General features: G+C 66.2%; 18 protein-coding genes. 11 read left to right on the top strand and 7 right to left on the bottom strand.

The genetic code is table 11. From position 1 onward, the window contains the following. The first annotated feature begins 62 nt into the window (after nt 1–62). Together DSM104440_RS14900 and DSM104440_RS14895 are read left to right on the top strand one after the other, a co-directional pair. Entirely contained in the window at nt 63–3578 is a 3516-nt protein-coding gene (locus DSM104440_RS14900; RefSeq protein ID WP_171163983.1) for an NHL domain-containing protein, read from the top strand. A 19-nt stretch (nt 3579–3597) separates the two neighbouring features. Next, complete coding sequence (locus tag DSM104440_RS14895) at nt 3598–5538, top strand: RCC1 domain-containing protein (RefSeq protein WP_171163981.1); 1941 nt, start codon at nt 3598–3600, stop codon at nt 5536–5538. Between the two features lie 3 nt (nt 5539–5541). Here the strand turns inward: DSM104440_RS14895 and DSM104440_RS14890 are convergent, their stop codons facing one another. Next, complete coding sequence (locus tag DSM104440_RS14890) at nt 5542–6219, bottom strand: haloacid dehalogenase type II (protein ID WP_171163979.1); 678 nt, start codon at nt 6217–6219, stop codon at nt 5542–5544. An 88-nt stretch (nt 6220–6307) separates the two neighbouring features. On the opposite strand from DSM104440_RS14890, the gene DSM104440_RS14885 reads away from it, so the two are divergent. Next, the gene (locus DSM104440_RS14885) at nt 6308–7267 is read left to right on the top strand and encodes a Bug family tripartite tricarboxylate transporter substrate binding protein (protein WP_171163977.1); all 960 of its coding nucleotides are present in this window, start codon (nt 6308–6310) and stop codon (nt 7265–7267) included. Between the two features lie 33 nt (nt 7268–7300). After that, entirely contained in the window at nt 7301–8890 is a 1590-nt protein-coding gene (locus DSM104440_RS14880; protein WP_212758093.1) for a gamma-glutamyltransferase family protein, read from the top strand. Here DSM104440_RS14880 and DSM104440_RS14875 read toward each other — a convergent pair. The 6 genes from DSM104440_RS14875 to DSM104440_RS14850 form a co-directional block, all read right to left on the bottom strand. After that, a complete protein-coding gene (locus DSM104440_RS14875; RefSeq protein WP_212758092.1) occupies nt 8887–9798 on the bottom strand; it encodes a class I SAM-dependent methyltransferase in 912 nt (303 codons plus the stop codon). The genes DSM104440_RS14880 and DSM104440_RS14875 overlap by 4 nt on opposite strands. Before the next feature lie 210 nt (nt 9799–10008). Next, the gene (locus DSM104440_RS14870) at nt 10009–13122 is read right to left on the bottom strand and encodes an efflux RND transporter permease subunit (RefSeq protein ID WP_171163973.1); all 3114 of its coding nucleotides are present in this window, start codon (nt 13120–13122) and stop codon (nt 10009–10011) included. Nucleotides 13123–13133: 11 nt separating this feature from the next. Further along, entirely contained in the window at nt 13134–14294 is a 1161-nt protein-coding gene (locus DSM104440_RS14865) for an efflux RND transporter periplasmic adaptor subunit (RefSeq protein ID WP_212758091.1), read from the bottom strand. Between the two features lie 207 nt (nt 14295–14501). Then, nucleotides 14502–15227 (bottom strand): sel1 repeat family protein, encoded by a 726-nt coding sequence (locus tag DSM104440_RS14860; protein WP_171163969.1) that lies wholly within the window; start codon nt 15225–15227, stop codon nt 14502–14504. After that, a complete protein-coding gene (gene gluQRS / locus DSM104440_RS14855; RefSeq protein ID WP_171163967.1) occupies nt 15224–16153 on the bottom strand; it encodes a tRNA glutamyl-Q(34) synthetase GluQRS in 930 nt (309 codons plus the stop codon). The genes DSM104440_RS14860 and gluQRS overlap by 4 nt, the downstream gene beginning before the upstream one ends. Further along, a complete protein-coding gene (locus DSM104440_RS14850; RefSeq protein ID WP_246212167.1) occupies nt 16150–17013 on the bottom strand; it encodes a LysR family transcriptional regulator in 864 nt (287 codons plus the stop codon). The genes gluQRS and DSM104440_RS14850 overlap by 4 nt, the downstream gene beginning before the upstream one ends. Here DSM104440_RS14850 and DSM104440_RS19500 point away from each other — a divergent pair. From DSM104440_RS19500 to trxA, 7 genes are all read left to right on the top strand, one after another. After that, nucleotides 16969–17091, top strand: a complete 123-nt coding sequence (locus DSM104440_RS19500) for a hypothetical protein (protein WP_281357058.1) — start codon at nt 16969–16971, stop codon at nt 17089–17091. The two genes, DSM104440_RS14850 and DSM104440_RS19500, sit on opposite strands and share 45 nt — an antisense overlap. A gap of 67 nt (nt 17092–17158) precedes the next feature. Then, on the top strand, nt 17159–17857 hold the full coding sequence (locus DSM104440_RS14845) for a pirin family protein (protein WP_171163963.1): 699 nt from the start codon (nt 17159–17161) through the stop codon (nt 17855–17857). Between the two features lie 27 nt (nt 17858–17884). After that, nucleotides 17885–18289: a DoxX family protein gene (locus DSM104440_RS14840; protein ID WP_171163962.1), complete on the top strand. Its 405-nt coding sequence runs from the start codon at nt 17885–17887 to the stop codon at nt 18287–18289. Nucleotides 18290–18302: 13 nt separating this feature from the next. Further along, entirely contained in the window at nt 18303–19166 is an 864-nt protein-coding gene (locus DSM104440_RS14835) for a pirin family protein (RefSeq protein ID WP_171163960.1), read from the top strand. After that, nucleotides 19163–19738 (top strand): NADPH-dependent FMN reductase, encoded by a 576-nt coding sequence (locus tag DSM104440_RS14830; RefSeq protein ID WP_171163958.1) that lies wholly within the window; start codon nt 19163–19165, stop codon nt 19736–19738. Before DSM104440_RS14835 ends, DSM104440_RS14830 begins: the two co-directional genes overlap by 4 nt. A 211-nt stretch (nt 19739–19949) precedes the next feature. After that, complete coding sequence (locus DSM104440_RS14825; protein WP_281357055.1) at nt 19950–20411, top strand: Dps family protein; 462 nt, start codon at nt 19950–19952, stop codon at nt 20409–20411. Between the two features lie 5 nt (nt 20412–20416). Next, on the top strand, nt 20417–20788 hold the full coding sequence (gene trxA / locus DSM104440_RS14820) for a thioredoxin (RefSeq protein WP_171163954.1): 372 nt from the start codon (nt 20417–20419) through the stop codon (nt 20786–20788). The last annotated feature ends 4 nt before the right edge of the window (nt 20789–20792 follow it).

Genomic DNA, 20792 nt, shown 5'->3' with positions numbered 1-20792 from the left:
CGGATTTCCGTCCGTTTCCCGTTCCAGCAGGCAGGGGCCCTACGGCCCGGCGGGAGTCGGACATGGTGCGCAACTGGGCGAAGTCGCTGGCGGTGCTGTTTTTCGCAGGGTCTACCGCGTACGCGGGCACCATCACCACGATCGCGGGTGACGGCAACAACTTCTTCGGTGGCGATGGCGGGCAGGCGCGGTTCGCGCAGCTGAATCTTCCTTCGGCCACGGTTGCGGACAGCGACGGCAACATCTACGTCGCCGACTCGTCCAATCACGCCATCCGCAAGATCGACCGGTTCGGGGTCATCACCACGCTCGCAGGCAACGGCTTCGCCGGCTTCTTCGGCGATGGCATGAGCGCCACGTCGTCACAGCTCGACAATCCGCAGGGCATCGCGCGGGATGCCGCGGGCAACCTGTACATCGCGGACACGAACAATCACCGCGTCCGGCGCATCGATACGAGCGGCAACATCGACACCATCGCCGGCAACGGCATTCCCGGCAGCCTCGGCGACGGCGGCTCGCCGATCTTCGCGCGGCTCAACGGACCCCGGGCCCTGGCCTGGCACACGGATGGAAGCCTCTACGTCGTCGAAGGCCTCGGGCATCGCGTGCGCCGAATCTTCAACGGCGTCATCACGACGCTCGCGGGCACGGGCGTCCCCGGCTACGGCTACGACGTCGGACCCGCGAACACCGCACCGCTCAACGACCCGATGGACGTCGCGGTCGACAGCCTCGGGCGCGTCTTCATCGCCGATCACGGCAACAGCGCCATTCGCAGGGTCGACCCGTCGGGCACGATCTGGTGGGTCGCCGGCAATACCGGATCCTCGTACTTCGGCGATGGCAGCTCGTCCCTGCAGACGCGAATCGACAACCCGCGCGGGGTGGCGGTGGCTCCCTCGGGCGGCTTCTACATCGCCCACGAGAACAAGGTTCGCTACGTGGCGACCAACTTCATCGTGAGCACGATCGCCGGAGGTTCCTTCGGCGGGTTCGGCGGCGATGGTGGAGCGGCTGCGAATGCGCAGCTCTTCGGTCCGGACGGCGTTGCACTCGATACCGACGGCAGCCTCCTCATCGTGGATCGCCAGAACCATCGCGTGCGCAAAGTCACGACGCCCACGCCCCCGGCCACGGCTCCACAAACGCCGATCATCGGCTCGGTCACGCCCGGCAACGGGCAGCTGAGCGTCGAGTTCTACCCCCAGAGCGACGGCGGCTGGATGGCGACTTACACCGTGACCTGCGGCGCGCAGAGCGCGTCGGGCCTGTCGTCTCCGATCCTGGTCACCGGCCTCGTCAACGGCACGCCCTACACCTGCCGCGTGGTCGCCGCGAACGGCGTCGGAACAAGTGCCCTCTCGAATGCGTCGGGCAGCGCGACGCCGAACACGATGCACACGATCACGTTCACGGGTTTCGGCAGTGCCGGCCTCATCGGCATGTCGCCTCTCGATTCGTGCAGCAGCGGCAGCGCCTGCACGGCCACCGCGATCAAGGGGTCGCAGGTGTTTCTCGGCGGCACGGCCCAGTCCGGCGCGGCGGTCGTGGGGTTCAGCGGTGTCACCTGCGAGGGCGGCACGGGCAACCTCTTCAACGGGCAATGCGCATTCACGGTCACCGGCAATGCGGCCGCGACCGTGGAGTTCGGACACCGGCTGGCCGTCACCAAGACGGGAACGGGCACGGTGACGAGCTCGCCGGCGGGCATTTCGTGCGGGCCTGCGTGCACCTCGGCGGAAAAGGCGTACTCGGTGGGAACGAACGTGACGCTGACGGCGGTGGCTGCGCCGGGTTGGCGGTTCTCCGGTTGGTCGAACGTTTGTTCGGGCACGGGCACCTGCAACGTGACGATGACCTACGCGGGCATCGGACCGTGGTTTCCGGCCGAAGGCGCGGAACCGCAGGCGAACTTCGTGCTGCTCGACCTCGCGCCCGATGCCTTCTCGTTCACGCCGAAGAGCTTCATCGAGCTCAACACGGTCGTCACGTCGAACGCCGTCACGATCACCGGCATCGAGGCCGCATCGCCCATCAGCGTCACGGGCGGCAGCTATTCGATCGGCTGCACCGGCACGTTCGTCACGACCGCGGGCACGATCTCCAACGGCCAGACGGTGTGCGTGCGCCACACCTCGGCAGGCGCGATCGGCACGGTGACGACGACGACACTCACGATCGGTGGCGTCGCGGCGAACTTCACCAGCACGACGGTGCTGAATAACTACGTGCCCAACGCGTTCTCGTTCACGCCGGCGGTCAATGTCGCGCCCGGCACCGTGGTGACCTCCAGCCCGGTGACGATCACGGGGAACAACGCGCCCACGTGGGTCAATGTCACGGGCGGGAGCTACTCGATCGGTTGCACCGGCACCTTCGTCACGACGGCCATGCAGATCACGGGTGGCCAGACCCTCTGCGTCCGGCATACGTCGTCGGCTTCACCCGCGACGGTGACGACCACGACGATCACCATCGAGGGCGTTTCCGCGAACTTCACGAGCACCACGGCATCGGCGGGCACGCACGTGCTCACGGTCGCGAAGGCGGGAACGGGTGGGGGCATCGTGACCGGCAGCATCAATGGCGGTCCGACGATCATCAACTGCGGATCGGATTGCACCGAGTCCGTGGCCGCCGGCTCCACCGTGACGCTCACCGCGACACCGGCCAACGGATCGACGGTGGCCGGCTGGAGCTATTGCAGCGGCACTGCCGCCGTGTGCGAAGTGCCGCTGAGCGCGGCGACCACGGTGACGGTCACCTTCCTCAACAACAATCCGCCGCGCCTTGCCAACCTCTCCACGCGCGGCCAGGTACTCACCGGTGGCGACGTGATGATCGCGGGCTTCATCATCGGCGGACCCAGCGCGAAGACGGTGGTGGTGACCGTCGCGGGGCCGTCGCTCGTCAACGCGGGGATCCCCAATGCGCTCGCCAATCCGACCTTGACGTTGATTCGCTCGTCGGATGGTGCGGTGATCGCGAGCAACGACAACTGGCAAGCGCAAGCGAATCCGACCGACAGTGCGGCGCTGCATGCGAGCGGCTTCGAGCCCGCGCACGCGCTCGAGCCCGCGATCATCGCGACGCTCGCGCCCGGCGCCTACACCGCCATCGTGCAGGGGGCCGGCGGGACGGGCGTGGGGCTGGTCGGTGTTTACGAAGTCGACCACCCCGAGGTGCCGCTCATCAACATCTCGACGCGCGGCCAGGTCCTCACCGGCAACGACGTGATGATCGCGGGACTCATCGTCTACGGCGACAACACGCAGCAAGTGGTGATCACGGTCGCCGGCCCCTCGCTCGTGAACGCAGGCATCCCCAACGCGCTCGCCAATCCGGTGCTCACGATCGTGCGCTCGTCGGATGGTGCGGTGATCGCGAGCAACGACAACTGGCAGTCGCAGGCGAACCCCGCGCACGTGGCGGCGATCCAGGCCGCAGGCTTCGCGCCCGCGCACGTGCTCGAGCCCGCGGTGATCCTCACGCTACCGCCGGGTGCCTACACGGCGATCGTCCAGGGCAGCGGCGGCACCGGCGTGGGACTCGTGGGCGTCTACAAGGTGCAGTGACAAACAACCGGAGCTGACAATGACTATTTCCAGGACCCTGCTCGCGCTGGCCGCCACGGCGGCCTTTTTCAGCGCCTCTTCCACGACCACGGCCGCACCGTACCTCTGGGCCGGCGGCACCAACACCTGCGCCGCGGTGAACGGAGCCGCCTATTGCTGGGGTGCCAACATCGAAGGGCAGGTGGGCAACGGCACCTTCTCGATGGCGACCACGCCCTCGCAGGTGCAGGGCCTCACCACGGGCGTGCAGGCGATCGTCACGAGCGGCGCGCACACCTGCGCGATCGTGAACGGCGGCGCGTATTGCTGGGGCAACAACGCCTACGGCCAGCTCGGCAACAACGGCAGCGCCACCAGCCCCGTGCCGGTGGCGGTGAGCGGCCTCAGCTCGGGCGTGACTGCGATCGCCGTGGGCGACCTGCATTCGTGCGCGGTGCATAACGGTGCCGCCAAGTGCTGGGGCAGTGGCGGATACGGCCAGCTCGGCACGGGCGCCTCGATCTTCTCGAGCGCGGTGCCGACGGCGGTCGCGGGACTCGGCACGGGTGTCCTGGACGTCAACGCGGGCAGGCACCACACGTGCGCGCTGCTCTCGAGCGGCGCGGCGCGCTGCTGGGGGCGCGGGGATTCGGGCGAGATGGGCGACGGCACCAACACGTACATCAACCTGGGACCCGTGCAGGTCTCGGGTGCGACATCCGATGTCCAGCTGGTGAGCACCGGGGCCTTCTTCAACTGCGGCATCAGCAACGGCGCGGCGTACTGCTGGGGGTACGGCGGGCAGGGGCGGCTCGGCAACGGCAGCGGGTCCAACATCAACACACCATCGCCGGTGACGGGGATGGGTAGTGGTGTGTCCTGGCTTTCGGCGGGCAACGGCATGCACGCATGCGGCCTCGGCAACGCCGGCCCCGTGTGCTGGGGCGCGAACAACGCCGGGCAGCTCGGCAACGCGAGCGTTCCCGGCGGCACCAACGTGCCCGTGGCCGTGCAGGGCCTGCCGGGCGGCGTCGAGGACATTGCCGCGGGAGGGCTGCATTCGTGCGCCTCCACCGACACCGCGATCTATTGCTGGGGGAACAACAGCGACGGCCAGCTCGGCACCGGCAACCAGGTCTCGAGCGGCACGCCGGTGCTGGTGATGAACGTGCCCGCGCCGCCGGTGAACAATGCGAGGCTCGTGAACCTCTCCACGCGCGGACAGGTGATGACCGGCAATGACGTGATGATCGCGGGCTTCATCATCGGCGGACCCACGGCCAAGACCGTCGCGGTGACGGTCGCCGGACCTTCGCTCGTGGCGGCTGGCATCCCGAACGCGCTCTCCAATCCGACGCTCACGCTCATTCGCTCTTCCGACGGTGCTGTGATGGGTGCCAGCGACAACTGGGGCGATGCGCCGAACGCGGCCGCGATCCAGGCGGCGGGATTTGCGCCCGCGCATCCGGCGGAGCCCGCGGTCATGATGACGCTCGCTCCCGGCGCCTACACGGCGATCGTGCAGGCTTCCGGCGGCGTAGGCACGGGTGTGGGTCTGGTCGGTGTCTACGAAGTCGATCACCCCGAAGTGCCGCTTACCAATATTTCGACGCGCGGCCAGGTGCTCACCGGCAACGACGTGATGATCGCGGGCTTCATCGTCCAGGGCACCGGCACGCAGACGGTGGTCGTGACCGTGGCCGGGCCGTCGCTCATTCCCGCGGGGATTCCGAACGCGCTCGCCAACCCGACGCTGTACATCGTGCGAGCGACCGACGGAGCGGTGATCGCATCCAACGACAACTGGCAGACGCAGACCAATCCGGCTGACGCCGCGGCGATTCAGGCCGCGGGGTTTGCGCCCGCGCACGTGCTCGAGCCCGCGGTGAAGCTCACCTTGCCGCCCGGCGCATACACCGCGGTCGTGCAGGGAACCGGCGGGACCGGCGTGGGACTCGTCGGGGTCTACCGGGTGCCGTGACGCTTACTTCGCGAGCATTTCCGCGAGCGAGGCGAGGTCGGGTACCACCGCATCGGGCCGCACGCCCAGGCGCTCGACCGGCTGGCCCGTGCGATTCACCCAGAAGGCTTTGAAGCCGAAGGCCTTCGCGCCCGCGGCGTCCCAGCCGTTGGAAGAGACGAACCCGACGAGCGCGCGCGGCACGCCGAGGCGTTCCTCGACGAGGTGATAGGTCGCGGGGTTGGGCTTGAACACCTTGGCGGCGTGCACGCTGAGCACGCCGCCGCGAAACAGGTTGCGAAGCCGGTTGTGCTCGACGACGGCTTCGAGCATGTCGGGATGCCCGTTGGAAAGGATCGCGAGCGGTCGTGCGCGCGCGAACGAATCGAGCGCGGCGGGCACTTCGGGAAACATCGCGAGCTTGCGGTATTCATCGAAGAGCGCGCTCTTGTCGGCATCGCCGGGCACGATCTTCAGCGACTCGAGCGCCCATTCGAGGCTCGCGAGCGTCACGCGGCTGAAATCCTCGTAGTTGCCCATGAGGCTGCGCAGCCACGTGTACTCAAGCTGCTTCGTGCGCCATGCGCGCGAGAGCGCGTCACCCTTGCCCGGATAGAGCGCCTCGGCCTTGCGCGCGACGCTGTGCACGTCGAACAAGGTGCCGTAGGCGTCGAAGACGAGCGCGGAGATTTCAAGGGCCATTATTGTTATCCGATGATATTCGAGCCGACCTTCCAGCTTGCCGCCGCCTAGGTTACGCTAGGACGCAATCTTCCGGAGACACTCCCCCATGCTGCGATCGCTGCTGCCGGCCCTGGCCCTGGCGCTTTTCTCCTCCTCCGCTGCGGCGCAGGGGTGGCCCAGCAAGCCCATCAAGATGATCGTGCCGTTTCCCGCGGGCGGCCCCACCGACGTGCTCACGCGCTCGCTCGCCGACAAACTCGGCACCGCGCTGGGGCAGCCGGTCGTCGTGGACAACAAACCGGGTGCGGGCGGGGCGATCGGCACCGACCTCGCGGCGAAGAGCCCGAACGATGGCTACAACCTGCTCATGGCCACGGGCAGCACGCATTCGGTGGGCCCGTACCTGCAGAAGCTTCCGTACGACCCGGTGAAGGACTTCGTGCCGGTGATCTACGTGGGCTACGCGACCAACATCATGCTCATCTCGCCGAAGGTTCCGGCGAAGACCGTCGAGGAATTCATCGCGCTCGCGAAGAAGGAGCCGGGCAAGTACAACTACTCGACCTCCGGCATCGGCAGCGTGGCGCACCTCACCTCCGAGATGTTCGCCGCGCAGGCGGGCATCAAGCTCACGCACGTTCCGTACAAGGGCACGCAGCTCTCGATCCCCGATCTCGTGCAGGGCAACGTCGCGATCCTGTTCGACAACGTGATGACCTCGAAGCCGCACCTCGACTCGGGGCGCCTCAACGCGCTGGGCATCTCGTCGCTTACGCGCTCCACGGTGGTACCCGCCATCCCGACGATCAGCGAGTCGGGCCTCAAGGGCTTCGACAGCTGGAACTACTTCGGCATCTACGCGCCGGCCGGCACGCCCAAGGCGATCACCGACCGCATCAACACCGAGATGAACAAGATCCTGTCCGATCCCGCGATCAAGGAACGCTTCCACCAGCTGGGCTTCGAGATCACCGGCGGCACCTCCGAAGAATTCGCGAAGGTGATGGCGAGCGAGTCGGCGAAGTGGTCGAAGGTGATTCGCGACGCCAACGTCAAGGCTGAATAGCCTTGATCCTGAGCCTACGAAGGATCTGATGTCATGAGCAGCTTCACCTGGGACTTTCCGTATCCGTCGCAGCGAATGCCCGTTCTGGCGAAGAACGTGGTGGCGACTTCGCAGCCGCTCGCCGCGCAGGCAGGATTGCAGGCGCTTTATCGCGGTGGCAACGCGGTTGATGCCGCGATCGCCGCGGCCATCACGTTGACCGTCGTCGAACCCACGTCGAACGGCATCGGTTCGGATGCGTTCATCATTCTCTGGGACGGCGAGAAGCTCGTCGGCCTCAACGCATCGGGCCGCTCGCCCGCCGGATGGACGCCCGAGCGTTTCCAGGCTCACGCCGCCATGCCCACGCTCGGCTGGGATGCGGTGACGGTTCCCGGCTGCGTGTCCGCGTGGGTCTCGCTTTCGCAGCGCTACGGCAAGCTTCCGTTCGAGCAACTCTTCGAAGCCGCGATTCGCTACGCGCGCGAGAGCTACATGGTCTCGCCGATCACGGCGGTGTCGTGGGCGCGCCAGGCGGAGAACCTCAAGGGCTTCTCGGAATTTTCCTGGACGTTCCTGCCCAAGGACCGCGCGCCGTATCCGGGTGAACGGTTCTACTGTCCGCAAATGGCCGAGACGCTCGAGGAGATCGCCACCACCAAGGGCGAAAGCTTCTACCGCGGCGCGCTCGCCGAACGCATCGCGCTCGCGAGCGCGTCCGAAGGCGGCGCCATGTCGGCCGAAGACCTCGCGGCGCATGAATGCACGTGGGACGAGCCGATCCACGTCGACTATCGCGGCTACCGGCTGCACGAGATGCCGCCCAACGGGCAGGGCATCGCCGCGTTGATCGCGTTGGGCATCCTCGAGAACTTCGACATGGCCGCGCTCGAATGCGACAGCGCCGACAGCCTGCACGTGCAGATCGAGGCGATGAAACTCGCGTTCGCCGACATCTGGCGGCATCTCGCCGATCCCGCGACCATGCAGGTGAAGGCCGCGGAGCTGCTCGACCGCGGTTACCTCGCGCAGCGCGCGAAGCTGATCGACATGAAGCGCGCGCACGATCCCGTGTCGGGAATTCCCAAGGCGGGCGGCACCGTGTATCTCACGACGGCCGACGAGCGCGGGATGATGGTGTCGTTCATCCAGTCGAACTACATGGGCTTCGGCTCGGGCGTCGTGGTGCCCGGAACCGGCATCAGCATGCAGAATCGCGGCGCGGGCTTCAACCTCAAGCCCGGGCATCCGAATCTCGTGGGTCCGCGCAAGCGCCCGTACCAGACGATCATCCCGGGTTTCCTCACGCGTGACGGCCAGCCGGTGATGGCCTTCGGCGTCATGGGCGGCGCAATGCAGCCGCAGGGCCACCTGCAGATGATCCTGCGCCTCGTCGACTACAAGCAGAATCCGCAAGCGTGCTCGGATGGCGCGCGCTGGATCGTGAACCCCGATTGCACGGTGAGCATCGAGGATGGCGTGAAGCCGCTGGTGCGCGAAGAGCTCGCACGGCGCGGCCATCGCATCGTTTCGGCGGATGCGCCGATGTTCGGCTTCGGCGGTGCGCAGCTCATTCACCGCCACGAGGACGGCTATGTCGCCGCCTCCGACCACCGCAAGGATGGTTGCGCGATCGGCTACTAGCCGCGCCGCGTGAGCCTGAGGATCCCGATCGTCGAGTCGGGATCGGCGTTGTAGGTCCAGGCCGCGGTCGAATCTTCGGCCAGCGGCTTCACGAGGTCGAAGAGCTCGCCTTCCGTGCGCACGACCATGCGCCAGTCCATGAAGGTCTCGAGCAGGCCGAGGTCGGGCAGGGTCCTGAGGAAGTTCGCGAGCAGCAGCGTGCCGCCCGGACGCAGCGTGCGGAACAGCGCGCGCACGAGCCCGGCAGCCTGCGCCTGTCCGAGCGTTTCGAGCAGTCCCGCGCAATACGCGATATCCATGTCCTCGAACAGCGGCTGTTCGACGAGCTGCTGCACCGTGCCCTGGCGCGCGAGCACCGGCAGGTGCGCGTAGTCGCGGCGAATCGTATCGAGGCACGCGTCATCGGACTCGTAGGCGACGAGCCGCGCGATGCGGCCCTCGACGACCGAGCGCATGCGCTCGATCTCGCGCAGGTGGCCCGCACCCGCGGCGAGCACCTGCAGGGGGCGTGCGGAATTCTTCGCGATGTCATCGACGGTGCGCGCGAGGCAATCGCGCCGGAAGCGCAGCGCGTTCGCGAGCGGGCCGGTGGTCATCAACACGTGGATCTGGCCGACGCGGTCGCGCGGCAACGATGAAACGGTCCGCGCGCGCAGCACGAAGTCGAGCGCGCTGGGATCTCCCGGATAGCCGCGCGGCCTGGCGTAGCAGCGCTGCATGAACGGATCCTGGTGCAGCACTTCACGCAGCGGGTGTGCCCGCGCGCCTTGGATCAGTGCGCTCCATTCCTCGGGGGATGCGCGCCGGCGGGCGTCGGCGAGGGTCGCGCGCAGGCGATCGAGGCCGAGCTCGACCGAACCCGAACGCATCTCGTTGTAGATGCCATCCAATAGGGCGACGTGACTCATCACGCCTTGCAGCGTTGCGTCCCTGGGATTCATCGGAAAGCCTTTTTTTGTGGTTGCTTCTTAGGCTAGGCGGACCCGAGAACGACCATCGGCGCCATGGCGAAGGGGATCGTAGCACCAAGGAAGCCGCGGCCGGAATGGCCGCGAGCAAGAATTGATCGACTGTTACAAACTTTGCCGATGGAGGCCGGCCCCACCGGCAAAGTGGTATTAGTCGTCACCTTCCTGGGGCACCGCCGCGTGTGTAGGACGCGAGCGCGTGAGGCGTGCGCTGACCCAGCGCCCGAACGAGTCGAGGTAGGTGAAGATCACCGGCACCACGACAAGTGTCAGCAGCGTCGAGGTGATGATGCCGCCGATCACCGCGCGGCCCATCGGCGCGTTCTGCTCGCCGCCGTCCGACGAGCCGATCGCCATCGGCAACATGCCGAAGACCATCGCCGCCGTCGTCATCAGGATCGGCCGCAGGCGCACCTGGCCCGCTTCGAGGATCGCGTCGTGGCGCGACTTGCCCGCCTTCATGCCCTGGTTCGTGAAGTCCACGAGCAGGATCGCGTTCTTCGTGACGAGGCCCATCAGCATGATGATGCCGATCACCGAGAACACATTGAGCGTGGTTCCCGTCAGCAGCAGCGCGAGGAACACGCCGATCAGCGTGAACGGGAGCGAGGCCATGATCGCCACCGGCTGCAGGAAGCTGCCGAATTGCGAGGCGAGGATGATGTAGATGAAGATCACCGCCATGCCCAGTGCCGCCACCGCGGCCTGGAACGACTCCTGCATCTCCTGCTGCTGGCCCGCGACGTCGAAGCGGGTGCCGGGCGGAAGCTCGATCGTCTTCAGGAGCGCCTTCACCTCATCGCCCACGGTGCCCGAGGGGCGACCTTCCACGTTCGCGTAGATGCCCACGCGCCGCTGCAGCTCCTGGCGCTTGATGATCTGCGGGCTCGTGGAATTCTGGAAGTCGACAACCTGGCGAAGCGGGATCAGCACCGGCGAGCCGTCGGCGGCGGGCTTGCTGGAGACGACGCGCAGGTCGCCGAGGTCGGACGCGATGCGCCGGCCATCACGCGGCAGCTGCACGTTGACTTCGTAGTTCTGCCCGTCGGGTGCCAGCCAGTAGCTGACGACATCGCCGGCGACGAACGGACGCACCGCATTGCCGATCTGTTGCACGGTGAGGCCGAGGTCGCTCGCGAGCTCGTTGTTCACCTTCATCGTGATCGCCGGGTTGCTCGCCTTGAGGCTCGACTCGAGATCGACGATGCCCGGAATCTTCGCGATCTTCTCGAGCAGCTCGTCCGAGAGGTTCTGCAGGGCTTCGTTGTTGTTGCCGAGGATGTTGATCCAGATCGGGCGGTTCCAGCCGACCGAGAGCTCGATGCCCGGGATCGTCTGGATCTTCTTGCGCGCCTTGGTCTCGAAATCCTTCTGGCTCGGCCGCTTCACCTTGTGGCGATCGACGAGCTGCACATTGACGCGCGCGGAGTTGCGGCCTTCCCACGCGCCGACGCGCGCGGTCATGAATTCGACCTCGGGGAAGGTGCGGACGATCTCCTCGACCTGGCGCGTCTTCGCGTCGGTGTACTCGAGGCTCGAGCCCACGGGTGTCGTGAGGCGGAAGGAGACGAAGCCCTCGTCGGTCTCCGGCACGAACTCCGTGCCGATCAGGGGCAGGACGAAGAAGCTGGAGATGAAGATCACGAGCGCGGTCGCGAGGACCTTCAGGCGGTTGAGGAGCGACCACTCGAGCAGCACGCCATAGCGGTGGTGCGCCCACTCGATGCCCGCCTCGACCTTGTCCATGACCTTCGCGAGCCACGGGAGCCGCTTGAAGCGGTTGCCCGGCGGGTCGTGCCAGATCGCCGAGAGCATCGGGTCGAGCGTGAAGCTCACGAAGAGCGACACGAGGACCGCCACGGCGACGGTGATGCCGAACTGGAAGAAGATCTTGCCGATGAAGCCCGACATGAACGCCACCGGGATGAACACCGCGACGATCGCGAACGTGGTCGCCATGACGGCGAGCCCGATTTCCTCGGTGCCTTCCTTCGCGGCACGGTAGTGATCCTTGCCCATGGCGAGGTGGCGCACGATGTTCTCTCGCACCACGATCGCATCATCGATCAGCAGGCCGATGCACAGCGACAGCGCCATCAGCGTGAGGAAGTTCAGCGTGAAGCCGAACACGTACACGGCCACGAACGTCGCGATCACGGCGATGGGCAGCGTGAGGCCGGTGATGATCGTGCTGCGCCAGGAGTGCAGGAACAGGAACACGATGAAGATCGTGAGGAGCGCGCCCTCGAGGATCGTCGTCTTCATGCCGCTCAACGCCTTCTCGATCCAGTCGACGCTGGCACCCGTGATCTGGATCTTCACGTCGGGCGGCAGCACCTTCTTGAGATCCTCGAGGGCCTTCTTGACGCCGTTGCCCACCTCGACGATGTTCGCGTCCTGGACCTTCAGCACGTCGATCGTGATCGCGGGCGTGCCGTTGAGCCGCGAAAGCGAGCTCGCTTCGCGCTCGCCATCGACGATGTCGGCGACCTGCTCGAGGTAGACCGGGCCATTGGCGCGGCGCGCGACGATGATCCGTCCGAATCCCGCGGGATTCTTGATCTTGCCTTCGACGCGCACGAGCTGCTCGGTCGGGCCGTTCTCGACGCGTCCGGCGGGAACATCCATGTTGGCGGCGCGGATCGCACCCATGATCTCGTCCACGCCCACGCCTTGCGAATGCATCTGCGAGGGTTTGAGCTGGATCTGCACCTGGCGCGTGACGCCGCCACCGGAATCGATCTGGCCCACGCCCGCCACGTTCTGCAGGCGCTTCACGATGACCTGGTCGGTGAGCGTGGAGAGCTCCCGCAGGCTGCGCGTGGGCGAGGTGACCGCGAGCCACATCACGGGCGACGAATTCTCGGAGTCGCTGCGAACGACGAGCGGCTCCTTCGCGTCGCGCGGGAAGCCCGGGCGGATCGCCGCGATCTTGTCGCGCACGTCCTGGATCGAGCGCGCCATGTCGGCGTCGAGCCGGAACTCGACGTAGGTCTCGGCGCGGCCTTCGAGCGTGTTCGAGCGGATCATCTTCACGCCGTTGACGGAGTTGATCGCTTCCTCGATCGGCTTGGTGATGTCGTTCTCGATCGCTTCGGGCGCGGCGCCGGGATAGGCGACCGAGATGTAGACGTTCGGGTTGTTGAAGTCGGGCATGCGCTCCACGCGCAGCCGGTTGTACGAGAAGATCCCGAGGACGCACAACGCCACCATCATCATGGTGGCGAAGACCGGGTTGTTGATCGAAACGCGCGTGATGAACATGGGGCGCTCCCTTAGCCGGCTTTCGGCGTCTTGGCGTTCTCGGACGGCTTGGCCATCGCGGGCTTCATGATCGCCGGCTGCCCATCCTTCAGGCCGCTCACCCGCGCGCTCACCACGTTCTGGCCGCGCTCGAGGCCGCTCTTCACTTCGATGAGGCCCTGCTGCGTCTCCGTGGCGCCGACCTTCACGGCGCGCTTCACGATCTTGCCGTCCTCGATCGTGAACACGTACGACTGGCCTGCTTCATCACGGACCGCGGTGGCGGGAATCAGCGCCGCGGGTTGTGTCTTGTCGAGGACGATCTGCCCCTTGGCGAACATGCCGCCCTTCAGGGCGCCGTCGCGGTTGGCGACCGAGATGTAGAGCATGATCGCGCGCGAATTCGCTTCCGTCGTCGGGTTGATGCGCTCGACGCGGCCTTCGAAGGTGCGATCGAAGCCGTCGACGCGGAACGTCACGGCCTGCCCGGGCTTCACCGAGGGGATTTCGGAGGCGGGTGCGGGCGCTTCGATTTCCATGCGGCCCAGGTCGACGAGGCCGAACAGCGGGCTGTCGATGGCGACCTTTTCACCCGGGTTCACGATCTTCTTGGAGACGATCCCGGCGAAGGGCGCGCGCACTGCCGCGTCATCCATCGCCCGCTGGGCGATTCGAAGCTGCGCCTCGGCCGAGCGCACGGACGCGGCCGCGCCTTCGTACGTGCTGTTCGTCGTGTCGTAGGCGTTCTGCGAAATGAACTTCTGCTTGAGCAGGGCCTGGTTGTTCTCGCGGTTCTTCTCGGCGATCGAGAGCTTCGCCTTCGATTCGGCATGCAGGGCGGCAGCGGAGTCGAGACGGGCCTGGTGATCGGCCGTGTCGATCTGCGCGAGGGGCTGGCCCTGCGCGACCGTCTCGCCTTCGCGGACGAACACCTTATTGATGTCGCCCGCGACCTTGGCCTTCACCGTGGTCTGCACGACGGGCGAAAGCGAGCCGGAGAAGGCGATCGAGCGAGTGAGCTCGCGCACCTCGACGACGGCCACGTCGGCCGGGGTGAATTCGAGGGTGACCTTCTGGTCCTTCTTGGCGTCCTTCTTGTCCTTGCCGCCTCCGCCTTGCATGGCGGTGATGCCAAAGGCGGTGCCGGCGATCGCGAGGATGGCGACGGTAGCGATGACGATCTTTTTCTTCATGGTCATAGGGCTCTCGGGCATCGTTTGCGCGGCTCCCGGGCCGGGAGGCGCTCATGTCCAACTTGGATGCCGGGACATGCTCGAACGGATTGGCTCGAGGCACGAAAAAAGTGCCGAATTATACGCTGCGGTATGTATCGATCTCGTTGCCGGATGTGACGAGTGTGACTTCGGGCGGACGGCGCCCAGGCTGCAGCAAGCGCCCGCCTAGCGGGTCTTTCGGGTGCAGGCGACCAGTTCCTTGGCCGTGATCCCACGGATTTCCATCATTTCGGTTCGAAAGCAGGCCAGGACCACCCTGCGCACTTCGTTTGCCTTGGCTTCCGGAAACGACGGTCCGTACTCCTCCAGCGCGCCGGCCCTGCAACCGTCTCGGGCGGCCGCGAAATCCTTGTCGATGTCCTTGGCCTCGACCCGGTAGCAGGCCGCGAGGCCCTCGATCGAACCCATCGAGTACTTCATCTGCCCCCAGGTCGCGTCGACCATCCGGGCCGTGGGGATCTGGCCGGCGACCGCTTCGGGCCCGAGGTCGAGGGACGAAGGCTTGTCCCAGTGATCGAGCACGTACCGGGCGCGCTTGCTGCCATTGGCCGCGGATTTCTCGAGCCACCGGCGTCCCTCCGCGTCACGGCTCATCGAGAACGCGTAGAGGGCGCCCAGGTGGAATTGGGCCGAGGCGTCCCCTTTTTTGGCCAGCGGCAGGAGCCATTGCTCCGCCTCCGCGAAATTCCCCCGGTCGCGAGCGATCTTGGCCATCGCCATTTGCGAGACCGGGTCGCCTTTCCTTGCGAGCGCGTGGATGGCTTTCTCGTAGGGCTTGAACTTCCCTTCCTGGCCAAGCTTGAGGGCCTTGTCGCGTTCCACCTGGAAGGGGTCGGCATGGACGGGAAACGCAAGCAGTGCGACGACGAACATCGCCCCGAAGTGCTTCATAAGGTAGGCGCTTCCAGTTGCCGGGAGACGGGAATGAGAAGAGGGTCCCACGCGGCCCGGGCGTGCGCCAGCACTTCGGCGGCGGTCGCGCCGGGCACCGCGGGTTGGCCGAGAAATGCCAGCACCGCCTTCAGCGCCGGAACCGCTTCCCGCGCGTCGAGGGCCGGCGCTTGCGTTTGCTTGGAAAGCTTAATGCCCCCGCGCGTGGCGACAGGGGTGTGCAGGTATCGTGGCGTCGGCAGGTCGAGCAGGCGCTGGAGGAGAATCTGTCGCGGCGTCGACAGCAGAAGGTCCGCGCCCCGCACGACGTCTGTGATTCCCTGCTCGGCATCGTCGACGACGACGGCCAGCTGGTAAGCGTGGAGGCCATCCCTGCGCTTTAGGACGAAATCGCCGATGTTCGCAGCAAGATCCTGCACGATCGGCCCCTGAAGGCGGTCCTCGAAGTCGATATTCCCGGGGTTGGTGCGAATCCGGTCGGCACCCGCGACCGCAGGCGGAAGCCCGAGATTCCGGCACGTCCCCGGGTACACGACGCCCTCCAGGCCTTGCGCTCCGGAGTCCGCAATCTCCTTGCGCGAGCAGCGGCAGCGGTAGAGGTAGCCGCTTGATCGCAGGCGTTCGAGGAAGTTGTCGTAAATTGCCTTGCGATTTCCCTGCCATTCCACCGCGCCATCCCACGTCAGGCCCAACGCTTCGAGCGTCCGGAGGATGTCCTCGGCCGCGCCCGGCACGGTCCGGGTGGCATCCACGTCTTCGATTCGCACGAGCCACTCGCCACCCACGGCACGCGCATCAAGCCAGCTCGCGACGGCCGCGACCAGCGAGCCGAAGTGCAGCGGCCCGGTGGGCGAGGGCGCGAAGCGTCCCCGATAAAGGGGACTGTCCCCTTTTCGGAAATGGGGACTGTCCCCTTTTTCGGTCATGTCAGGAGGGAGGCCGCGACGAGCGGATCGTCGAGGCGCTTCACGAACCACTTGAGCGCCTTGCCCGTATGGTCCGGGCGCCAGGCGATGACGATCTCCGCAGGGCGCCGGGGCTCTTGCACCTTGAGGATGCGAAGGCGCCCCGCGTACTGCTCGCGCTCGGCGACCCACTTCGGCAGGAAACCCACGCCCAGGCCCGCCACATGCGCGGTGACCTTCGCCTCGAGGTGCGGGACGGTGAGCACTTCCTGACCGGAGAGGAGCCCGACGGTGCGCGGAGGCAGAAGGCGCGAGCTGTCGGCGATGCTCACGGCGCGATGTTGCTGGATCGTCGCTTCGGAGAGCGGCTCGGGCTCGCGGCAGATCGGATGGAAGGGGGCCGCGACGAACACCATCTCGACATGGCCGAACGGTCGCGCGGTATAGCCGCCACCGGACGGCGCATCGCCCGAGGCGCCGATCGCGAGGTCGGCCCGCCCGGACGCCAGCGCGTCCCAGGTTCCGCCGAGAACCTCTTGAAGAAACTTGAGGCGCGTGCCGGCGTTCTGGCCGTAGAACTCGGTGGCGAGACCGAACAGCTTCTCGAACCCGACGATCGTGTCGACCGCGATCCGAAGCTCGCTTTCCCATCCCTTGAAGACCTGCTGCACCCGGCATTCCAGGTCGGCCGCGGCACGCAGCAGGTGCCGGCCTTCCTTCAGGAGCTCGCGCCCCGCTTCCGTGAGCTTCGCCCGGTGCCCCGTTCGATCGAAAAGAAGGACGTCCAAGCCCTCCTCGAGCTGCTGGACAGAGTAAGTGATCGCTGACGGAACCCGGTGCAATTCATCGGCGGCACCGGCAAAAGAGCCTTTCCGATCAATGGCATCGATAACCTGCAGCGCTTCCAGGGAGAGTTTCATTCAGGCGATCTGAACAAGATGGTCAAAAGTATTCGCTAGAAATACAAAAACTTCAATCGCATCATGGACTCACAGATTCAGCACAGCACACAGACAAGGAGCAAACATGGATATCCGCCGCGCCAACGAAAGAGGACACGCCGACCACGGCTGGTTGAACTCCTTCCACAGCTTTTCCTTCGCCGACTACTACGACCCCGCCCACATGGGGTTCGGGAGCCTGCGGGTCATCAACGAAGACCGCGTCCAGCCGGGCAAGGGATTCGGAACTCACGGCCACCGCGACATGGAGATCGTGAGCTACGTCCTGGAAGGCGCGCTCGCGCACAAGGACTCGATGGGCAACGGCTCCGTGATCCGCCCGGGCGACGTGCAGCGCATGACCGCGGGCACGGGCGTGCAGCACAGCGAGTTCAACGCCTCGGACAAGGAGCCCGTGCATTTCCTGCAGATCTGGATCGAGCCGAGCGCGCGTGGGGTGAAGCCCGGCTACGAAGAGAAGCATTTCGATGCCGCTTCCAAGCGCGGAGCGCTGCGCCTCATCGCCTCCAACGATGGCCGCGAGGGCTCGGTGCTGATTCACCAGGACGCGAGCCTCTACGCGACGATCCTCGATGGCGCCGACACCGTTGAACACAAGGTCGCCGCCGGCCGCCGCGCCTACGTTCATGTCATTCGCGGCGACGTGACCGTGAACGGTCAGCCCCTTTCCGCGGGAGATGCCGCGAAGCTCGGCGGCAACGACACCACGGTGCGACTCGACAACGCGCGCCAGGCCGAAGTGCTCGTCTTCGACCTCGCCTGAATCCAACACGACCCAAAGGAGAAAAAAATGAACAACCCCACCCTCACCAACTTCGCGGCCCTCGTCGGCCGTTCGCTGCTGGCACTCCTGTTCATCGTCTCGGGCTTCGGCAAGATCACCGGCTTTGCCGCGACGGCGGGCTACATGACCTCGAAGGGCATGCCGTTTGCGGAAGTGCTCCTCGTCGGCGCGATCGTGGTCGAGCTTCTCGGTGGCCTGCTGCTCGTGGCCGGATTCAAGGCGCGCTGGGCCGCCCTCGCGATCTTCCTGTTCCTGATCCCGACGACGCTGATCTTCCACAACCCGGCGGGGCTCGCGGCCCAGGCGGCCCAGGACCAGACGATTCATTTCATGAAGAACCTTTCAATCATGGGCGGCATGCTCATGGTGGTGATCTTCGGGCCGGGCGCATGGAGCCTCGACCGGAAGTAACTGGAGAAAACACATGACGACCTTCAGACCCGTTGAACGCAGCGTGGCTTCGCAGATCGCGCCGGTCGGCACGTTCACCGTGCGCCGCGCGCTTCCGGACCGTCATCGCCACTCGGTCGGGCCCTGGGTTTTTCTCGACCACTTCGGGCCTTTCCCGATCAAGCCGGGTGACGACGGGGTCGGCGCGCATCCGCACGCTGGTATCGAGACGGTCACGTATCTGCTCACTGGCCGCAACGAGCATCGCGATTCCGCCGGCCACACCGGCATCGTCGCGGCGGGCGGTGCGCAGTGGATGACCGCGGGCCGCGGCGTCGTGCATGCGGAGAAGCCGCTGGCCGAAGGCAAGGAAGAGCTCACGCAGCACGGTATCCAGCTTTGGACGTCGTTGCCGCGCGCGTTGAAGATGATGCCGCCGCGCTACCAGCGCATCGAAGCGGGCGCCATCCCCGAAGTGAAGCGCGACGGCGTGACCGTGCGGGTGATCGGCGGCAACTTCGAGGATACGAAGGGTCCGGCGGACGTGTTGATGCCGCTCTTCCTCTGGCACGTGACGCTCGCGCCCGGCGCCGAGCTCGCGACGAACGTGTCGGGTGCCTTCGAAGTCGCGGCGTACGTGATCAATGGTCAGGGCGCCTTCGGCGCGCCCGATGACGTGACGCATGCCGGCCTGGGCGAGATGGTCGTCTGGGAAAACGTCGAGGGCACGATCCGCGTCGCCAACCCGGGGGCTGATACCCTCGACGTGATGGTGCTCGGAGGCGCGCCGGCCGAAGGGCCGCTCGTGTTCCATGGACCCTTCGTGATGAACAGCGTCGAACAGGTGCGGGCCGCGGAAGTCGCGTATCGCTCCGGGCGCATGGGAGAGCTGCATTGAGCAAGGTCCTCGTTTTCGCCGGCAGCGCGCGGCGCGATTCACTCAACAAGAAGCTCGCGCGTGTCGCCGCACAGAACGCGCGCGACGCCGGCGGCGAGGTCACGTACGTCGACCTCGACGAGTATCCGATCCCGCTCTATCACGGCGACCTCGAGGCGAAGGAGGGCATGCCGGAGAACGCGGTGAAGCTGCGCGACCTCTTCATTGCCCAGGACGGTTTCATCATCGCCTCGCCCGAGAACAACTCGTCGGTGAGCTCGCTGCTGAAGAACACGATCGACTGGCTTTCGCGCGATATCGGCGACGGCAAGGGAAACAACAGCGGTTATGCGCCGTTCACCGGCAAGACCGTGGCCATGATGGGCGCCTCGCCGGGGGCCTTCGGCACCGTGCGCGCGATGCCGCACCTGCGGCAGATCCTCTCGGCGCTGGGCGCGAACGTGCTCGGCCGCCAGGTTCCCGTGGGCGGAGCGCACAAGGTGTTCGATGCCGAGGGCGCGATCAGCGATCCGAAGATTGCCGCCGCGGTGAAATCGCTCGCGGAGGCCCTGGTGAAGGCGGCCGGCCGTTAGAAGCTGTCATCCTGAGGGCCGCAGGCCCGAAGAACCTGCTTGAGTGGTTTAACAGTTAAAACCCTAAAGCGGGTCCTTCGTCGCTTCGCTCCTCAGGATGACAATGAGGCGCATTGAAAAAACTCATTGGCGCCCGCCGCCGGGCGCGCGGAAAATACGAAGCAACCCACCCAGGAGAACGCGCATGGCCCGCAAGAGCGCCGCACAGCCGATCGACATCGGGATCACCGCGAAGGACCGCGAGAAGATCGCGAAGGGGCTTTCCCACCTCCTCGCCGACACCTACACCCTGTACCTGAAGACCCACAACTTCCACTGGAACGTGACCGGCCCGATGTTCCAGACGCTGCACCTGATGTTCGAGACGCAGTACAACGAGCTCGCGCTGGCCGTCGACATGATCGCCGAGCGCATTCGCGCCCTGGGCTTCCCGGCGCCGGCCACTTACGCGGCCTTCGTGAAACTTTCCTCGATTTCCGAAACCGAAGGAGTACCGGACGCGCGAAAGATGATCCAGCTGCTGGTCGAGGGACAGGAAGCCGTGGCGCGCACCGCGCGCAAGGTCTTCCCCGCCGCGGAGAAAGCGAGCGACGAGCCCACGGCCGATCTCCTGACGCAGCGCCTGCAGGTCCACGAGAAGACGGCGTGGATGCTCCGTTCACTCCTGGATTAAATGACATGGCGCATGTAGAGCTGACCAAAGAGAACTTCGAGTCCGTCGTCACAGGCAACCCCACGGTGGTCGTGGACTTCTGGGCGCCATGGTGCGGGCCCTGCCGGTCCTTCGCGCCGGTCTTCGAGAGCGTCGCCGAGAAGAACACGGATATCGTGTTCGCCAAGGTGAACACCGAGGCCGAGCCCGAGATCGCGGCGCACTTCCAGATTCGCTCGATCCCGACGCTGATGGTCTTCCGCGATTCGATCATCGTCTTCGCACAGCCCGGGGCGCTTCCCAAGAGCGCGCTCGAGCAGGTCGTGGAGCGCGCCAAGGCCCTCGACATGGACGACGTCCGCAAGCAGATGGCCGACAAGGAGTCGTCGGCGGCGTAAGGGG

Origin of the sequence: Usitatibacter palustris (assembly GCF_013003985.1) — a bacterium.
GTDB classification, from domain to species: Bacteria; Pseudomonadota; Gammaproteobacteria; order Burkholderiales; family Usitatibacteraceae; genus Usitatibacter; species Usitatibacter palustris.
Note: the sequence above shows the minus strand (reverse complement) of the source record. Positions and strands in the feature narration are given on the sequence as shown.